Raw genomic sequence first — 16,494 nt, 5'->3', positions numbered from 1 at the left:
AAAAAACGTGCAAAAACAGCAGTAGCCCGCAAGTTAGCAGCTTCGGGCGCAGAATCCACTTAGCGGAGGAAATTGGTCGTCGAGGGCTTGCAGTGAGCTGCGAACTGGCAGCTCTAGTTGCTGAAACCGCCGCTTTACGGCAAAGCAGCCCTATAGCCCTCAGCTTTTAGCTAGCGGGGCGTAATCAGCGATGGGGTACGTACAGGCAAGGAATCGTAGAAACCTGGCTCGGCCGAGGGCGCCCGGCGCGGCACTGGAGGGGCACCGTACACTTTTTTCAGCGAATCGAGCTGCGGCAGCGGAAGCCGCTGACCGATTTTCCAGGTCTTGAAGGTATAGTGCCGGTTTGCCGGAAACTGCTTAACCAGCTGTCGGTATGCAACCCAGGCAGCTTGGTTTTGACCGGTTTGCTCATAGCTATCGGCTAGCATGAGGCCTACATTAGGCAGAAACTGGCTACGACGCTGGGCGCGGCGTAGCGGCGTAATGGCTTGCTTGTAGCGTTTTGCTTTGTAGTGGTATTGCCCTAGGCGGTAATCGGCCCGGTACAGGGTGCTATCCAGGCGAACGGCCCGGGCGTATTGCCGGGCGGCACTGTCGGGCTGAGCGGCAAAATCAAACACGCGGCCCCGATCGTACCACAAGGGTGCGTACGTACGGTCGGCTTGCAAGCCACGCTCTACATAAGGGGCGGCTACTGTTGGTTGCCGATTGGCGTTGAGCAGAAAAGCCAGCTGGTGCATTACTTCGGGTTGGCGCGGCGCACGAATAGCACTGGCCCGTAAGTAATCCAATGCCTGCGCTGTGTCGCGCAAAGCGGAATATACGAGCCCCTTGTAGAACAAGGCGGACGCATGATTCGGGTCCTCGCGCAGTACGCGGTCTAGATAATCCAGGGAAGTGCGGTAGCGGCGGGCAGCAAGGTTCGTTTCACCTAACAGTAGGTGCAGTTCCGGCGGGTTGTACCCCCGTTTCTGGGCCTCTGCGGCAGCATCAAGGGCGGCTTGCAACTGGCCCTGCGCCCGAAGGGCACGGGCACGAACCAGGTAAAAATCCCCGGGGCTATCATCCAGGTCAATGGCCCGATTGATGTCCCGGAGCGCGGCATCGAGCTTGCCGTCATCGAGATGAAAGCTAGCCCGACGGGCGTAAAGCAAAGGGTTGCGGGGCTGGCGGGCAATAGCACCGTTGAGTTCAGCGGCCTGGATAGCCGGGCCGCTACGCACGGTGCGCAAGTTGACCATGGTTTCACTCTGGCTTCCTGATGCTGCTTGTTCACAGCTCAACAGCAGCGGGCTGAATGCCAAAGGCAGCAATACACGAGCAAAACGGAGCACTGGCACACGGACAATTTGAAGCACAAAGGTACGCTTCTGGTAGCCGCATTGCCACGCCCTCGATTTAGCGACCAGTGTTTACCGTCAGCAGTTCGCTTTGTGAATTGAATAACGCGTCTTCCAGAGCCGCGTCGCGGCCGTACACATCAGGCAAGCTGCGTAGTTGGTTGCCATCGGTGTCGCAGGTTTGGTAGCGAACCAAGATGGGCATGGAGTAGCGCAGGGAGAATACCTTCGGCGTGCTGCTTTCGATGCTGTTTTGCAGCTTCTCCACGCGGTTCTGGTTATCTTTGCCTCCATCACGCTGCAACAGGAAAGCAGCAAGGTCGGCGGGGCGCTGGAGGCGGATGCAGCCGTGGCTGAGCAACCGGGCCGACTGCTCGAACAGCTTGCGCTTGGGGGTATCGTGGAGGTAAACGTCGTGGTCGTTGGCGAAACGGAACACAATATTTCCCAACGCATTATCATTGCTCGGCATCTGCCGGATCTGGAACGGAAAGTTTTCGGCCGTGATAGTGCTCCACTTAACGCGCTTAGCATCTACTTGCTTACCAGCCAAATCGTACAGACGCAAATCGTTTTCAGCCAAGTAGTTAGCATTCCGACGCAGGCGGGGTAGCATTTCTTTGGTCGCAATGCTGTTGGGCACGCGCCACTCGGGTGCCGTCTGGAAATAATGGATACGGCTGGCCAGTTCAGGCGTGGGCGTTTCGGGACGTCCGACCACGATGCGGTGGCTGCTGACTACTGAAGCTCCGCGCACCACCTGCAGGGTTTGATTCGGGATGTTGGCCACGATGTAAATGGAGTCGGATTCTGGCTCCCAACGCAGGCGTTCCAAGTTGACAGCTACTTTGCGCGTCAAGGAAGCCGCCTTCAGGCTGTCGGTCTGCATGAGCTTTTGCCAAGCCCACTGCAAGCGAACATAGCTGCGGCTGCGGGGCTGAACGGCCAAGATGGCCTTTGTCAGCGACGTATTGCTGCGGAGCGCCCGTGTCAGCGTATTAACGGCATCGAAACCAGGAGTGACAGCCCACGAGGCCGGCTGAGTGGTATAGGGTACAAGACGGCCGCTGTGCAGGTGCGTAACGAAACGCAACACAGCTACGGTCAGGCGCAACTCCAACTCGATGCGACGCTGCAGGGCAGGCCCATCTAGTTCGCGAGGCTGCAGGGTGTCAACAAGGGCCTGCAAGTTGGGCGTGAGATACTCACCAGGAACGAGGCCAAATTCAGCGGCCCGAGCCAGGAGCTGAAGCACGGCTTTGCCTTTGGGACGGCAGCCCAGGCTATCGGTCCAAACGGGCTGGTACTGAAGAGCAGTATAAAAACGTGCGACAGGCTCAGTGGCCACTTGCGCACGTAGCATTGCGCTATCGGCCTGAATGGCCTGCCGTAGTGAAGTAGCGAAAAACGAATTCGCTTGCACCTTAGCCGCAGCCAACAAATTGGCAGCGATGAAAGACAAGAAGAAGATTATCCGGGTAGCTCGCATTCCAACGGGGAAGGCAGTTTCGCTAAGCCTGACTGAGTAGCTTGCTGCTGCACTTCTCCACGAAGTGACTAAAACCGGAGGGCATTTACAGGGTTAAATCGCCCAATAGGAGCTTGTGCTTGCTGAACGGAGGCTTTTGCTAAGCGAATAATTTCGACCCGCCTCGGGCATTATTCGCTCGTGGGCAGCGACAACACATTTTCCGCCTGAGCCGCTGTAAGCTGCTGGCCCTGTTGCTGCAAAGCCCGAATCAGCTCCCCGTCGCGTTCGTAGATGTCGGGCAGGGTAATAAGCTGAGTGCCGGAGTCGGCGTGGCAAGTGAGGTACCGGATGTAAATGGGCATGGGCTGACGCAGGGGGAAATACTTGCTATAGCCCCCGTACACACTGTCCCACATGCGTACGATGCGATTCTGCGCCTTTTCCGAATCACGTCGCAGAAAAAATACAGCTAGTTGCAAAGGCTGCTCGACCCGAATGCACCCGTGGCTCAGCGCCCGCATCTGTTGTTGAAAAAGCTTACGGACCGGCGTATCGTGCAGAAAAATATCGTGCGGGTTAGAAAACCGGAATACTACATTGCCCAGGGCGTTTCCCCGGTAAGCGGTTTGGCGCACCGAGTAAGGGAATGATTCAGCGGACACCTTTTTCCAGTCGATACTGCTAGGCGATACCCGCTGGCCCTGCCGGTTGTAAAGCACGTAGTTGTGCCGCTCCAAGTACCCGGGATTCCGGCGAGCGGCTGGCATAATCTCGCTCATCACGATGCTCTGTGGCACCTTCCACTGTGGCGAAGTCTCGAAAAAACTGATGCGGCTATAGACCTCGGGCGTAGGTGTTTTGGGGCCGCCCACAATTACGCGGTGCGTTCTAATAATGGCAGCACCGCGAATGATATGCAGCTGATAGGCAGGAATGTTAACGACCAGGTACACCGAATCATTGGCTGGCTCCCAGCGCAGGCGCTCCAGATTTGCAGCCACTTTCCAATTCAAGCGCCTAGCCGCGGCCGAATCGGCCTTAAGCACCCGTTGCCAGGCCCAAGCCAAGCGCACGTAGCTGCGCGTCTGCGGTTGCACTGCCAATAGCTCCTGGGAGAACTTTCCGCTTCGGCGGGCGGCATGTAGCCGGGTAACCGGATCAAAGACAGAATCAGGAGCAACGGAAGCCGGTAGCAACGTTTCGGGCTGCAAGCGCCCACGCCGCAAATGAGAGCAGAACTGAATAAGCGCCTCCGTCAGCCTTATTTCGGCTTCGGTACGCCGCCGTAGCTGGATAACAGGCGCGGCTTCGGTAGCTAATGAATCATACAGTGCGCTAATGGCCGGGGCGCTGTAGTCTTGGGGCCAAAGCCCAAATTCAGGAGCCCGTTGCAGTAACTTCAGGCCGGCCAGGGCTGCCGGCGTAACGCCTTTTGGCGTTGTCCAGACTGGTGCATACCCCACGGAATGATAAAAGCGGTTGGTCTGCGCCTGAAGCTGCGTTTGGCCACTAGCCTCCTTATCAGCAGGCCCCTTATCAGCTCCGCAGTATTGGCGTAGTAGCGCTGTCAACTCACCATCGGACTGCGCTGATGCTGGGAACGAGGCAACCACCAGAATGATCAACCATACCCACGGTTGCGGCCTTGCCAAAACATGCCATCGAACCATAGCACAGCAGCGGCTCGGCTTGATCCGGCCCACTGATTATAAGGTAACACACTAGCGGCAAAAGAACTTGCTGAACAGACCAAAAGATCAGGCCGTTAAGTCTCTCTCACTTAGGTCTGTGAACGTCGATGCGGCAGATGCAGTTACGTGCTTTGCAGTTGCTGGAGCAGCTTACGGCATCGGCGGCTCATTTCCAGCTCTTCACTAGTAACAGGCTCCAGTTGCACGGCTTCCTCCAGCACCGTCACGGCCGACTCCCGCAACCCTTGGTTTTGGTACACCCGGGCCAAGTCGTAGCAGAACTGAATGCGGCAAGGGTCCAGATTACGCGCTCTGCGCAAGGCGTCCATTGCGGCCGTATTGGAAGCGCCGCTAGGCACCCCACCCAGGAAAAAACGATAGTAAGCACGCTCAATCAAGTTCAGGTGAGCCAGCCGGTAATGCCAGCGCCCCAGCACTTGCCAAGCGTCGGGGAGCTGCTCATTTAGCTGTACGGCACGTTGGGCGTAGCTTTTCATGCTCTTGTACAAGCTCAATCGGTGCCGTGCGCTTTGCATGGTGGCTTGCTGAGCCAGCGTCAAAGCCACTACATAATTGGCCTCGGCCCCCTGTGGATTCACCGCATACGCCCGATCGGCGTATTGGCGGGCTGCTGTGTAATAGGCGCCGCGCCGACTTTCATCGGTATATCGCTGCCCAATGCGGACGCTGATGACAGCAGCTTGCCACAATGCTTCGTAGGTACGCGGAAACTGCTTTATAATTTGCTCGTAGCGAGCCAAAGCAGCCGACTCCTTATGCTGCTGCTGAAGCTGCTGAGCTTCGAGCAGCATTGCCTGCACATCTTTACTTACTGACACCGGCAGGTCCGGATCATCAGCAGCAGCTGGAATTGCTCCGCACAGCAAAGCCACTCCCAGCATAAAGCGGGAAACTGAGGCAGCGCAAAAATTACGGATAAGCATTGACAGCCAAGATAATTGGTAGAGTAAGATACGGATTCTGACGCTAAAAGCTGCCTACAAAGCGGCCCGACACCATTGCTTGCCGAAGCAAGACAATGATGCCGGGCCGAGTAGACTACCCGCTTAATACTTGCCTAAAAAAGCGTCATCTGGGTTTTGGGGCGGCGCTGGAGCAGGGCCTGCGACTGCGCAACTTCCTCAGGCGAAATGTCCACTGGGCCGTCGAGTTCGGGCAGGGGCTCTTCCTCTGCCACGGGAGCAGTAGCGGGGCGCGGAATAGTGGCCGGCCCCTTCTTCTTCACCTGTGACTTACGCTCCGGCTCGGGACCCTCGTCGGTGAGTAGTTCCACGCTCAGCACTTTGAAGTAGTTGAGCTTGTTGCCCATCGCCTTCCAGCCTTTCACGTCGATGAACTCGTGCAGGTGAATGCGCTCAGTAAGCTTCTCCCCTTTCTTTTCCTTCTGCACCTTCACTTCTATTTCGGGCACCACGCCACAGGTAGCGCACACGAGATGCGTACCCTTGGTTTCGGGAATGAACAGGAAGGGCTTGTCGACGGTGCTGGTTTCGACACGGAAGCGCTTGACGTAGTAGGTCTTCGTCTCGCCTTCCACATAAACCGCGTTGATGACCAGATCCGGCTCAAACTTGCGCATCAATACAATGTTGCGCAGGTCGTAATGGTTGGTCAGCTCAAACGATGTTAGCTTGTAGCTGCCGTCTTTGTTTACCTGCAGGATGGTGTCGTCGGTGTCGAAATAACCGAGGAAACGACCATGACCGGCGTTGTTGAGACGGCCTACCACTTCGTCGAAGAAGATTTCCCGGCCGCCCAGCGTGGAATCGCCGCGCGACTTGAGCGTAATTTTCTTCACGGGCTGCTTGGTCACGATGTTGCCCATCGAGCCCTTGCCCTTAATGGCCAGTTCAGAGAAGTCGAAGTCAAACTGCTTGACCCGGGCCGGCGCTTTGTCGGAAAGCTGTATCGAAACAATTTCCGACTCGGAGTTGGGGTTGGCCGTCAGGTACAGCACCTTGGAGCCTTTGCCGCCCTTGGTCAGGTCGTAAGCTTTGTCGCGGGTGATGCCGGTTACGAGGAAGCGCTTGGCGTAGCTGATCTGCGACGGGCCGTCCTGGTAGATCATGTTGTACACCAGGCGGTCGTCGTTCTTGTTGTACACGCCGGCGTACAGAATGTCTTTGCCCACGAAGGTCTTCTCCGCAATCTTGGTTACCACGAACGAGCCGTCACGCTTGATGGCAATGATGTCGTCGAGGTCGGAGCAAGCACAAACTTCTTTCACCAACTCATCACCGCCCTTCTTCAGGCCGTAGCCCACGAAGCCATCCTGGTAATTCACGTACAGCTTCTGGTTGGCCACGGCTACTTTCTGGGCTGTCACCACGTCGAACGTGCGCAGTTCGGTTTTGCGCTCTTTGCCGTCGCCGTATTTCTTCAGCAGGCCTTCGAAATAGCGGATGGCGTAGCGGGTGAGGTTGGCCAGGTTGTCGGCCACTTCCTCCAGCTCGGTTTCCAGCTTCTGGATGTACTCATCGGCCTTGAAGCCGTCGTACTTTGAAATGCGCTTGATGCGAATTTCCGTCAGGCGCGTCAGGTCGTCCTCGGTAATGGCGCGGCGCAGCACGATGCGCGTGTCGTTGGCCTTTTCCTTTTCGCCCTGAATGCGCACGTACTTTTTCAGGCCCGCATCAATGGTTTCGAGAATCTGCTCCCAGGTCTCGCACTCCTCGATTCGGCGGTAGATGCGGTTTTCGATGAAGATTTTCTCCAGCGAAGCCGAGTGCCACTTTTCCTGCAGCTCTTCCTGCCGAATTTCTAGCTCGCGCTCCAGCAGGCGCAGCGTCTTCTGCGTGCTCAGGCGCAGCATGTCCTCCACCGCCACGAAGCGCGGCTTTTCGTCGATGATGACGCAGGTATTGGGCGACAGGCTGATTTCGCAGTCGGTGAAGGCGTAGAGCGCGTCCATGGTCAGGTCCGGCGACACGCCCGCGGGCAGGTGCACCTGGATTTCAACCACGGCAGCCGTGTTGTCCACTACCTTCTTGATTTTGATCTTGTTGGCTTCCGAGGCCTTTACAATGCTCTCCATCACGCCCGTGGTAGTGGTACCATAGGGCACGTCACGGATGACGAGCATCGTTTTGTCGAACTTCTCGATGGTAGCGCGCAGGCGTAGCTTGGAGCCGCGCAGGCCGCCGTTGTAGTTCGATATGTCGCAAAGGCCGCCGGTGGGAAAGTCCGGGTACAGCACAATGTCGCGGCCCTTGAGCACGTCGATGCTGGCCTTGCACAACTCGCGGAAGTTGTGGGGCATGATCTTAGTGCTGAGGCCAACGGCAATGCCTTCAATCCCTTGGGCCAGCAGCAGCGGGAATTTGACGGGCAGCGTCACCGGCTCGCGCTTGCGGCCGTCGTAGCTGGCCTGCCACTCAGTGGTGTCAGGGTTGAAAACCACGTCGAGGGCAAACTTCGACAGGCGGGCCTCGATGTAACGCGGGGCGGCAGCGCCGTCGCCGGTGCGCACGTCGCCCCAGTTGCCCTGCGTTTCGATCAGCAGGTCCTTCTGGCCCAGGTTCACGATGGCGTCGCCGATGGACGCATCACCGTGCGGGTGGTACTGCATGGTCTGCCCGATAACGTTGGCCACTTTGTTAAAGCGACCATCGTCCATTTCCTTCATGGCGTGCAGAATGCGGCGCTGCACGGGCTTCAGGCCGTCTTCGATGGCGGGCACAGCACGCTCCAGAATTACGTACGAGGCATAGTCCAGAAACCAGTTCTGGTACATGCCGCCGATGGAGCTGATGTCGTGCACGGTTTCGCCGGGCTTGAAGTCGGCTTCTTCGGGCAAGGCTTCGGCTACCTCCTCAGTTTCCACCAGGTCGGTATCAGTCAGCAACTCGCCATCAGGCAGCTCAGCGGCTTCTGCATCGTCGGCCGTGCTAGCGGCATTTGTAAGGTCGGCCGCGGCGGGTGCGGCCCCAAAATCAATGGTGTCGCCGACGCCAAACAACTCGGGGTCTTGGCCGTTCAGGTTCAGGTCGTCGGGGATGTGGTTGTCGTTTGACACTCGAAGGGGTGTGGTCTGACCACGGTTATGTTCTTGTACCTCTCTTCGGGGCGTGCCGCTCCCAAAGGCTCCTCAAAACAAGCCTTGCGCCGGAATGGTGCGAAGGCGAAAAACGTACTGGTTAACTCATCAGTAAGACCCAAAAGCTACGGAGAAAAAAGCAACTGCGCGTTTTAGGGACGTGCTAAGTCCTATATATGGTATTCAAAAGTACCGCATACTGCCCAGAATGCATTAATTTGAACGGTAGCACCGGCGAATAAAGTTCCTAATTTTTTTAGCATTAGCCGCATCTCAACCGGCTTTTCTGCACGAAATTACTAATCAATTTTGCCCTCAGTTTATGGCTGCAGGTCATACATAAACTGGCCCTAAGCTTGTATTGCTTAGCCAAGGTCTGCCATGGTGGCTAACCGACGCAGACTGCACAGGTTGCAGTTCCTGCTTTCCTGATTCAGGAATAAATAAAAAGGCCGCTGCTGCCGACCAAGGTCGGCAGCAGCGGCAAAGGTGCTTAGCTAGCGCTACTACTTTGTTAGGTAGAGTTCCTTGAAATGCTGATCCAATACTCCTTGGAGCTTTTCCTGAGTCAGGGGCTTATTCAGGAAGCCACCGATATTAAGCTGTTGCATTCGCTCGACATCAAGTGGGTGCAGCGAGGTGGTAAGCATCACGATGACGATGGCATTCTGCTGGGCGAGCGGCAACTGGGAATAGGCAGCCAAGAACTCAAAGCCGTCCATCACCGGCATCTTTACATCCAGCAACACCAACACGGGCGGCACATCCACGACGTCCTGGTAGCGCGCCATCAGCACGTCAAGGGCCTCTTGGCCATTGACGGCTACCAATACCTGCTCGGCCACATCCAGTCGCTTCAGCAGGAGCTGGTTGAGGAAATTGGTGGTTTGGTCGTCATCGACCAGAAGAATGCAATCAAGCTTGGGCATAAATGGGTGGGGTTCCTCAATCTGGGGCGAAGGAGAGTAACAACAGTACTCGTACGAACTATTGTCGGAAATAAACAGAAAAGGTGGATCCGACGCCCACCTGACTTTGCACCTCGATGCGGCCGCCAGCGTTTTCAACGATTTTTTTTACCATGTACAAGCCAATTCCTGACCCTTCGACGTGGTCGTGAAAGCGCTGAAACATAGAGAAAAGCTTTTGGCTGCTGGCTAGGTTCAGCCCGAGGCCATTGTCCTGCACCACCAGCACTACGAACTCGGCCTCTCGGCGGCAGTGCATTCGAATAAGCGCCGTGCGGTCGGGGTTCCGGTATTTGAGCGCGTTGCTGAGCAGGTTGTACACCACGGAGCGCAGGTTTTTTTCCGAGAACGAGATGCGCGGGCAAGCCCGCAGGTCCACGTCAAGCTCGGCTCCGGCTTCCTGGATCAAGGGAGCCAAGTCCAGCGTGACTTCATGAATAACCACGGCCAGGTCGACCAAATCGGTGGATGGTTCGTGCTCCTTCTGCAGCTTCGTGACCTCCGTCAGGTGCTCGATGGTGCGCTTGAAACGGTCCACTGAGTTTTGCATCATGCTCAGCAGCGGGCGTACCGTCTCCCCTTCCCCGATGGCCTGCGGCAGCTCGATCAGCAAGGCCTGTAATAGGCCTTCTATATTGTTGATCGGCGCTTTCAGGTCGTGCGAAGCGGTATAGATGAAATTGTCCAGATCGACATTGGCCCGGCGCAACTGCTCGTTGTTTTCCCGCAGCTGCAGTTGGGCCGCATCAATGCGCTGCTGCGCCAGCTTGTGCTCGTGAATGTCGGTGTAGGCACCTATCCACTGCATGATTTCGCCCCGCTCGTTGCGGGATGGCAGCGCCCGGCCCAGCATCCAGCGGTATTCCCCGGCGTGGTTACGGATGCGGCACTCAATATCTAATGCCTCGCCGGTGCACAGGCTGTGCTGCCAGCTAGCTACCGCGGCCGGCAGGTCGTCGGGATGTAGCAAGTCCCTGAACAAGGTATTGTCGGGAGGCCGCTGGCTTTTGCCGGCGAAATCGTACCACCGCTGATTCAGGTAAGTATTCTTCCCCTCGGAGTTAGCCGTCCAGGCAATATGCGGAATGCCTTCCAGCACCCGGGAGACCTCAGCAGCCGTGTGTGAGGCCGCCATCCGGGCCGCCTCTTCGCGCTTCAGTTCCTCGTTGGTGCGCTGGATCAGCTCGTTTTGCTCGGTTACGCGGGCCTGGATGTTGCTGATTTCGCGCTGGGCCGATAAGTCAGTGACGATGACGGCCAAAACAGGCGTTTTGTGGAACATCAACACATTCATCGACAGCAGGAAGGGCAACAACAAGCCGTTCTGAGCCTGCAGCGGCATTTCACCTTTGGCTTTACCAGCCCAGCCTTGTGCTAGCAGATTAGCCCAATACGCTTTGAAGTCATCGGGGACATACGCGGTAAACGAGCCGCCAATAACTTCTTCTAGTCTCAACTGCAGCCACCCGGCCAGGCAAGCATTGCAGTACAAGATGGTGGCGTCTTCGCTCAGCAGCAAAGCGCCCTCGTTCATCTGCTCGATGAGGGTGCGGTAGCCTTGGTCGGCGCCTTCCAGCGTAAAAATACGGGCTCCGTCGGGGCCCTGCACGGCCAAGGCATCCACGGCCCCGGAACGGATGGCCGTAATCAGCTCTTCGGCTTCCTGAAGCTGATAACGCAGCTCCTCATTTTGGCGGGCCAGCTCGTCGGCAGTAAGTAACTGGGCGTTAGGCATGGTCGCTTGCTTCACTGGCTTCGTTGGCCTCCTCGTACAAGCCCAGGGCGTGCAGCACCCGGCGCCGGTTGGATAAATCCCCTACTAGCCAACGCACGAGGCCCGGCTGTCTTTTGACGAGCGTGGGAGCCGCAATGATTTGGTCCTGCTGGGCCAGCTCCGGTTGCTGATAGATATCCATGATCAGCAGCTCATAGCGCCCTTTCAGGTACTGCTCACAGATTTCCTTGATGTTGCGCACGGCCCGCGTCGAATTGGGCGTGGCACCGGTGATATACAGGTGCAGCACATATTCGGGGCCGGTCCCGTCTGGTTGTTCAGCTTCCATCGTGCGGCGCTATTTGCTCTCGACCGCCCGGATATCTAGCCCGACCAACACGCGTTCCTGATTTGATAAGTCACCGATGATTTTGCGGATAGGCTTGGGCACCTTCCGCACCAACGTAGGGATGGCCAGAATCTGGTCGCCTTCTGCCAGTTGCGGGTGCAGCAATAAATCAATGACCTCGATCTGGTACCGGCCTTTCAAGTGCTGCTCGCAGTACTTTTTCAGGTTGGCCAGCGCGGTAACTGATTTTATGGTCTGACCGGCGACGTACAGGCGCAATTCCCAGATTTCCTCGTCCATCGGTGTAAGTGTAGTGGCCTGTGCCTGCATTAGGTGTGTGTACGAATGTGGGGATAGAACGGGCGGCTAGGAAGCCGGGGTGTTGGTGGCAGGACCGGCAATTCGCCGGCGGCCGGAGTCAAGCGCGTGCTGACGCTCCTGCTCGGCATGGTTGATCTGGCGCAGTTCCTCTTCTACCGTCTCAAACTCGGTGCGCAGGTTGGCAATGGTTGCCTCCAGTACGCGCCGCTTGCGTTCCAGCTCCCGGTCTTTGCGCTCGGCTTCGGCTTGCTGGGCCATGGCTTCGGCCTGGGCCTGCAGCTGCTGCGTGAGGCGGCTGGCCCCCGTAACGATACCCGCCGGCCCGATAACCACATCCAGCAACTGAATGCCTTGTTCGGTAACGATAAACTCCCGCACCTGATTGGAGTGCGCCATGCCGCGCGCCTTCAGAATGCTGATGCCCCGATTTCGCTCGCCCACGCCTTCCAAGTCGCGCACGCTGATCCATGCATCCACCAACGAAGACACGCCCTCCTCGGTCATCTCCTGCTGCACATTGCGTCCACTGATGAGCGAGGTAAACAAGGCCGTGATGTTGTTGACTTTCAAGTAATCGATGAGCCGCGTGAGCATGCTGCGTACTTCGGCAATGTTGCCGACGGTAATCAAATTGCTGATCGGATCAATAACCACGACTTCCGGCTTGAACTCGCCGATTAACTTATGCAGCGTCACCAAGTGTTTTTCCAGCCCGTTGAGCGTAGGCCGCGAAGCTTCTATGCGCAACAAGCCCTGCTCCAAGCATGGGGCAAGGTCGATGCCGACGGAACGCATGTTACGAGTCAGCTGCTGCGGCGATTCTTCGAAAGCAAAAAACAAGCACCGCAGCCCCTGCTTGCAGCATTCGTGCGCAAAGCCGGCAGCCAGCGTAGTTTTGGCCGTACCGGCCGTACCCGTAATCAGTACGCTGCTGCCCTTATAGAAGCCCTGTAGGCCAAACATCTCGTCCAGGCTGGGAATACCCGTGGATACAATCTCATCGGACACTTCGTGGGCCAGTTGCAAAGACGTAACCGGCAGCACCGAAATCCCATCTTCCGTAATCAGGTAAGGATATTCGTTGGTGCCGTGCGTGCTGCCGCGGTACTTCACGATGCGCAAACGGCGGGTTGTAATCTGTTCGATTACGCGGTTGTCGAGCAGAATCACACAATCCGATACGTATTCCTCCAGGCCCTGCCGCGTGAGCGAGCCTTCACCGCGCTCCGCAGTAATAATGGTGGTTACGCCTTTGTTCTTGAGCCAACGAAACAAGCGCCGAATCTCGGAGCGCAATACTCCTTGATTGGGAAAGCCCGAAAAAAGCGCCTCGATGGTGTCCAGCACCACACGCTTGGCGCCGATGGAATCGATGGCGTGCCCCAAACGAATAAACAGGCCTTCCAAGTCGTACTCCCCCGTCTCTTCTATTTCGGAACGGTCGACGTGTACGTGGTCGATTTTGAGCTTGTTGGCGGCCTGCAACGCATTCAGGTCAAAGCCCAAGGAAGTAACGTTGGCGGTCAACTCGTCAGCCGTTTCTTCGAAGGCCATTAGTACGCCCGGCTCGTCAAAGCTCATGATGCCGCGCACCAGGAACTCCACTCCCATCAAGGTTTTGCCGCAGCCGGCACTGCCGCAAACCAGCGTAGGACGACCTTTGGGCAAGCCGCCTTCCGTAATTTCATCGAGTCCATCGATGCCGGTCGGGGCCTTTGGCAGTTGGGGCAAAGCAGGTACGGCAAGGGGCATAATAGCTTGCTGAAAAGAATGTTGGAATGATGCCGCACCCCTACTGATTTCAGTCAGCAGCTAGCGCAGAACGACAAGATAGACAACGAAGACAAGCCCGGTAACAAGTAAAATGCGCGGGCATGGAAATGGGAGGGAGCATCTGAAAATGCCCCAAACAATTCCCTAAGATAGGCAAACCGGCATTGGCGCAGCCCTCAACAAGCTTTACAGAGGCTTTGTCCTACCCACAATGCGACCAAAGAGGCAGGCTTAGCAGTAGCTTATACTGGCCCAAGGGCGTTGCGTCAGCCTACTCAAACCAGTATACCGTGAAGGTCGTTCCTTCATTCACTTTACTATCGATTTCAACGTGCCCGCCGTGGCTATGCACGATGCGCTGCACCAGATACAACCCTACGCCAGCCCCCGCAATGTGCGGATGCTGCCGCTCGAACAGCTGAAAAATAGGATCCGTGGTTTCCTGGGCATCCATGCCCAAGCCATTATCCCGAACCATTAGCACCGGATTGCCCGTCGCGGATTGGCTGCTGGCTACTTTTACCTGCGGCGGTCGGTCGGGATGCGCAAATTTCAGTGCATTGCTGATCAGGTTGTGAAGTACGCTACGCAGATTGGCGCGGCCGTACAGCAGCGTGGGCATGGCCGCAAAATCCAGCTCGATTACGGCCTCTATTTCCTCCATCTGCGGGCGCAGGCCAAGCAATACTTCTTTGACCACGCTGCGCAGGTCCACTACTTCGGCAGGGGCCGTCAGTTGGCGCTTATCCTGCACGGTGGCGGCCAACTCCTGTAGAGTAGTGTCCAGCTGACGCAGGGCGCCGTCCACCATGCCCAGCAGCAATTCCTGTTCGTCATCCTGAAAAGTAGCCGTGCGGCGCAATTCATCAAACAAGCCACGCAGGTTATGCAAGGGCTGCTTCAAATCGTGCGAGGCAGCGTACACGAAGGTATCCAGGTCGCGGTTGGTGCGGGCCAGCTCGTCGTACTGAGCCTGCAGCACTTCGCGCAGGCGGTACTGATCGTCCACGTCGGTGCAGGCCCCAAACCAGCGGGGGCCGCGCATATCGGCCAGTTGCCGCGCCCGGATGATGTGCCAGCGGTAGTGCCCATCGTGGCGGCACATCCGGAACAAGCCCTCGTAACTTTCGCCGGTAGCCACGCTGTGTACCCAGCGCCGGGCCGCCGTTGCTTGCTCCGATGGTTCCAGCAGAGCGACCCAACCAGTGGGGCCCAGTTCATCGGCGGTAAGGCCGGTGTATTCGGCAGTATGCTGATTGTAGTAATCGATAAAGCCCTCGGCCGTGGCCGTCCAGATAAGCTGCGGAATGCTATCGGCCAAGAAGCGCAGCTCGGCCTCGCCGCGGCGGAGCACATCAGCCAGTTCGCGCTGGTCATGCACTTCGGTTACTGCTCCGTGCCAATACACCGGTTTATCAGGGGCATGCAGCTCCGGCAGGGCGCGACTCAGCAGCCAGCGGTACTGCCCGTCGTGGCGGCGCAGGCGGTATTCAAAACTCCACCCAATCCCGGCCGCACGCGCCGCCTGGGATTGATAAAGCACGCGCAGCCGGTCATCGGGATGGATGAGCAATGGCCAGATAGCGTCCAGATCGGCCGTGGGTGGCTGCCCGGTAAAGTAGTACCACTGCGGGCTGACGTATTCGATATGCCCGCCGGCATCCACCGTGAACGTAATCTGGGGAGCGGTTTCGGTGAGCACCCGCAGGCGGGCATCAAGCCGACGGGTTTCGAGGGCAAGCTCGTGGGCGCGTTGCCGCGACTCTTCCTGCGTGGTGACGTCAACCGCAAACACAAGCAGGCCCTGCACCGCTTCGTCATCGTCTTTTAGTGGCTCCAGCGCGATGTCGTAGTACCGTTGCCTTGGTTCGCCTCCTTCGGGGCAAGCCAAAGGCATGCCGTGGGCCTTCGCCACAAATGGCCGGCCCGACTGGTATACCTGCTGCATTACTTCCAGCAAGTCGGCGGGCAGCACCTCCGGATGTTCGGTCAGCGCTTTGCCTTCCGGCGTTTCGCCTCCCAGCAATGCCTGCATGGCCTCATTTACGAATCCGTAGCGCAACTCTGGCCCCAGCAGCGTGGCAATGCCCGCCGGCACGTGACGGAGGATGTGTTGGAGCTGCTGATCGTGCATACTTGGAAAGCCGATGTGTAATAGACGTAATAAGGGCAGCATCAAGCAGGCCGGGCCTGCTCGAATCGGAGCTTGGTAAAAACAAATGGGGAAGCAACGACGCTGCACTGGCGTCGCCTTCCATGCTTAGTTGTTAGACAGCTTTCAGGGAGCCACTGTTTCAGCTGTGGCGGCGGCCGTACTACCAGCCCCGAAAACAGCTTGCCGGATCAAGTCCACAATGAGGGCATCGGCGATGGAAAGCGTAGTGGGCGTTTCGGGCACGTGATCAGGCAACAGAAAGTCAGTTAATTCCTGAAAGCCATCCGCTTCTAAGGGATGGAACGCCATTGACCAACCTTTAAAGCTGCGGCCGGTAATTGGCTTGTCCGTTAGTTTGATGACGTTGGAATGACGCCCGTCGCAGGAAATTTTGTCAAACAACGGCCGAATAATATCGGCTTCGCCTTCGATCAGCTGGGCGATTTTGCCGTGGCTGTAAAACAGAATTCCGGTGACGTTGTGGCGGGCGTTGTCGCGGCGGCATTGCTCCAGCAACTCCTGCAGGTCCTGATCAGACAAAGGCCTTACGGCCTGACTCATATAAATAATGTGGTTCATTCAAAGCGGCAACTAAGCCTCATGCTCTCATGAGGAAAGAACTAATTACGAAAGAACGGTGTGGTTGGCTTTG

At 57.2% G+C, this 16,494-nt stretch carries 12 protein-coding genes; all 12 read right to left on the bottom strand.

Going from position 1 to position 16,494, the window contains the following annotated elements:
* Window positions 1-170 precede the first annotated feature (170 nt).
* A complete protein-coding gene (locus AC5FXY_RS10505; protein ID WP_493556626.1) occupies window positions 171-1,244 on the bottom strand; it encodes a tetratricopeptide repeat protein in 1,074 nt (357 codons plus the stop codon).
* 157 nt (window positions 1,245-1,401) lie between these two features.
* Complete coding sequence (locus tag AC5FXY_RS10500) at window positions 1,402-2,805, bottom strand: L,D-transpeptidase scaffold domain-containing protein (protein WP_493556625.1); 1,404 nt, start codon at window positions 2,803-2,805, stop codon at window positions 1,402-1,404.
* Between the two features lie 197 nt (window positions 2,806-3,002).
* Complete coding sequence (locus tag AC5FXY_RS10495) at window positions 3,003-4,484, bottom strand: L,D-transpeptidase family protein (RefSeq protein WP_493556624.1); 1,482 nt, start codon at window positions 4,482-4,484, stop codon at window positions 3,003-3,005.
* Between the two features lie 143 nt (window positions 4,485-4,627).
* Window positions 4,628-5,407, bottom strand: coding sequence for a hypothetical protein (locus AC5FXY_RS10490; protein WP_493556623.1), 780 nt, complete (start codon window positions 5,405-5,407; stop codon window positions 4,628-4,630).
* 176 nt (window positions 5,408-5,583) lie between these two features.
* On the bottom strand, window positions 5,584-8,322 hold the full coding sequence (locus AC5FXY_RS10485; protein WP_493556754.1) for a DNA gyrase/topoisomerase IV subunit A: 2,739 nt from the start codon (window positions 8,320-8,322) through the stop codon (window positions 5,584-5,586).
* A gap of 746 nt (window positions 8,323-9,068) precedes the next feature.
* A complete protein-coding gene (locus AC5FXY_RS10480) occupies window positions 9,069-9,491 on the bottom strand; it encodes a response regulator (protein WP_493556622.1) in 423 nt (140 codons plus the stop codon).
* A 58-nt stretch (window positions 9,492-9,549) separates the two neighbouring features.
* A complete protein-coding gene (locus AC5FXY_RS10475) occupies window positions 9,550-11,265 on the bottom strand; it encodes an ATP-binding protein (RefSeq protein WP_493556621.1) in 1,716 nt (571 codons plus the stop codon).
* The gene (locus AC5FXY_RS10470; protein WP_493556620.1) at window positions 11,258-11,593 is read right to left on the bottom strand and encodes a circadian clock KaiB family protein; all 336 of its coding nucleotides are present in this window, start codon (window positions 11,591-11,593) and stop codon (window positions 11,258-11,260) included. The genes AC5FXY_RS10475 and AC5FXY_RS10470 overlap by 8 nt, the downstream gene beginning before the upstream one ends.
* A 9-nt stretch (window positions 11,594-11,602) precedes the next feature.
* Entirely contained in the window at window positions 11,603-11,923 is a 321-nt protein-coding gene (locus tag AC5FXY_RS10465) for a circadian clock KaiB family protein (protein ID WP_493556619.1), read from the bottom strand.
* 36 nt (window positions 11,924-11,959) lie between these two features.
* Entirely contained in the window at window positions 11,960-13,666 is a 1,707-nt protein-coding gene (gene kaiC, locus AC5FXY_RS10460) for a circadian clock protein KaiC (protein WP_493556618.1), read from the bottom strand.
* A gap of 292 nt (window positions 13,667-13,958) precedes the next feature.
* Window positions 13,959-15,821, bottom strand: a complete 1,863-nt coding sequence (locus AC5FXY_RS10455; protein ID WP_493556617.1) for a sensor histidine kinase — start codon at window positions 15,819-15,821, stop codon at window positions 13,959-13,961.
* Window positions 15,822-15,965: 144 nt separating this feature from the next.
* Window positions 15,966-16,421, bottom strand: a complete 456-nt coding sequence (locus AC5FXY_RS10450) for a BLUF domain-containing protein (protein WP_493556616.1) — start codon at window positions 16,419-16,421, stop codon at window positions 15,966-15,968.
* Window positions 16,422-16,494 lie beyond the last annotated feature (73 nt).

This window comes from Hymenobacter sp. FMD4 (genome assembly GCF_058932745.1).
Note: the sequence above shows the minus strand (reverse complement) of the source record. Positions and strands in the feature narration are given on the sequence as shown.

What these genes read in the sequence shown, in the direction of transcription:
- AC5FXY_RS10505 (WP_493556626.1), bottom strand. Translation starts at nt 1,244, where the DNA reads ATGGTCAACTTGCGCACCGTGCGTAGCGGCCCGGCTATCCAGGCCGCT.
- AC5FXY_RS10495 (WP_493556624.1), bottom strand. Translation starts at nt 4,484, where the DNA reads ATGGTTCGATGGCATGTTTTGGCAAGGCCGCAACCGTGGGTATGGTTG.
- AC5FXY_RS10490 (WP_493556623.1), bottom strand. Translation starts at nt 5,407, where the DNA reads ATGCTGGGAGTGGCTTTGCTGTGCGGAGCAATTCCAGCTGCTGCTGAT.
- AC5FXY_RS10480 (WP_493556622.1), bottom strand. Translation starts at nt 9,491, where the DNA reads ATGCCCAAGCTTGATTGCATTCTTCTGGTCGATGACGACCAAACCACC.
- AC5FXY_RS10475 (WP_493556621.1), bottom strand. Translation starts at nt 11,265, where the DNA reads ATGCCTAACGCCCAGTTACTTACTGCCGACGAGCTGGCCCGCCAAAAT.
- AC5FXY_RS10470 (WP_493556620.1), bottom strand. Translation starts at nt 11,593, where the DNA reads ATGGAAGCTGAACAACCAGACGGGACCGGCCCCGAATATGTGCTGCAC.
- AC5FXY_RS10465 (WP_493556619.1), bottom strand. Translation starts at nt 11,923, where the DNA reads ATGCAGGCACAGGCCACTACACTTACACCGATGGACGAGGAAATCTGG.
- kaiC (WP_493556618.1), bottom strand. Translation starts at nt 13,666, where the DNA reads ATGCCCCTTGCCGTACCTGCTTTGCCCCAACTGCCAAAGGCCCCGACC.
- AC5FXY_RS10455 (WP_493556617.1), bottom strand. Translation starts at nt 15,821, where the DNA reads ATGCACGATCAGCAGCTCCAACACATCCTCCGTCACGTGCCGGCGGGC.
- AC5FXY_RS10450 (WP_493556616.1), bottom strand. Translation starts at nt 16,421, where the DNA reads ATGAACCACATTATTTATATGAGTCAGGCCGTAAGGCCTTTGTCTGAT.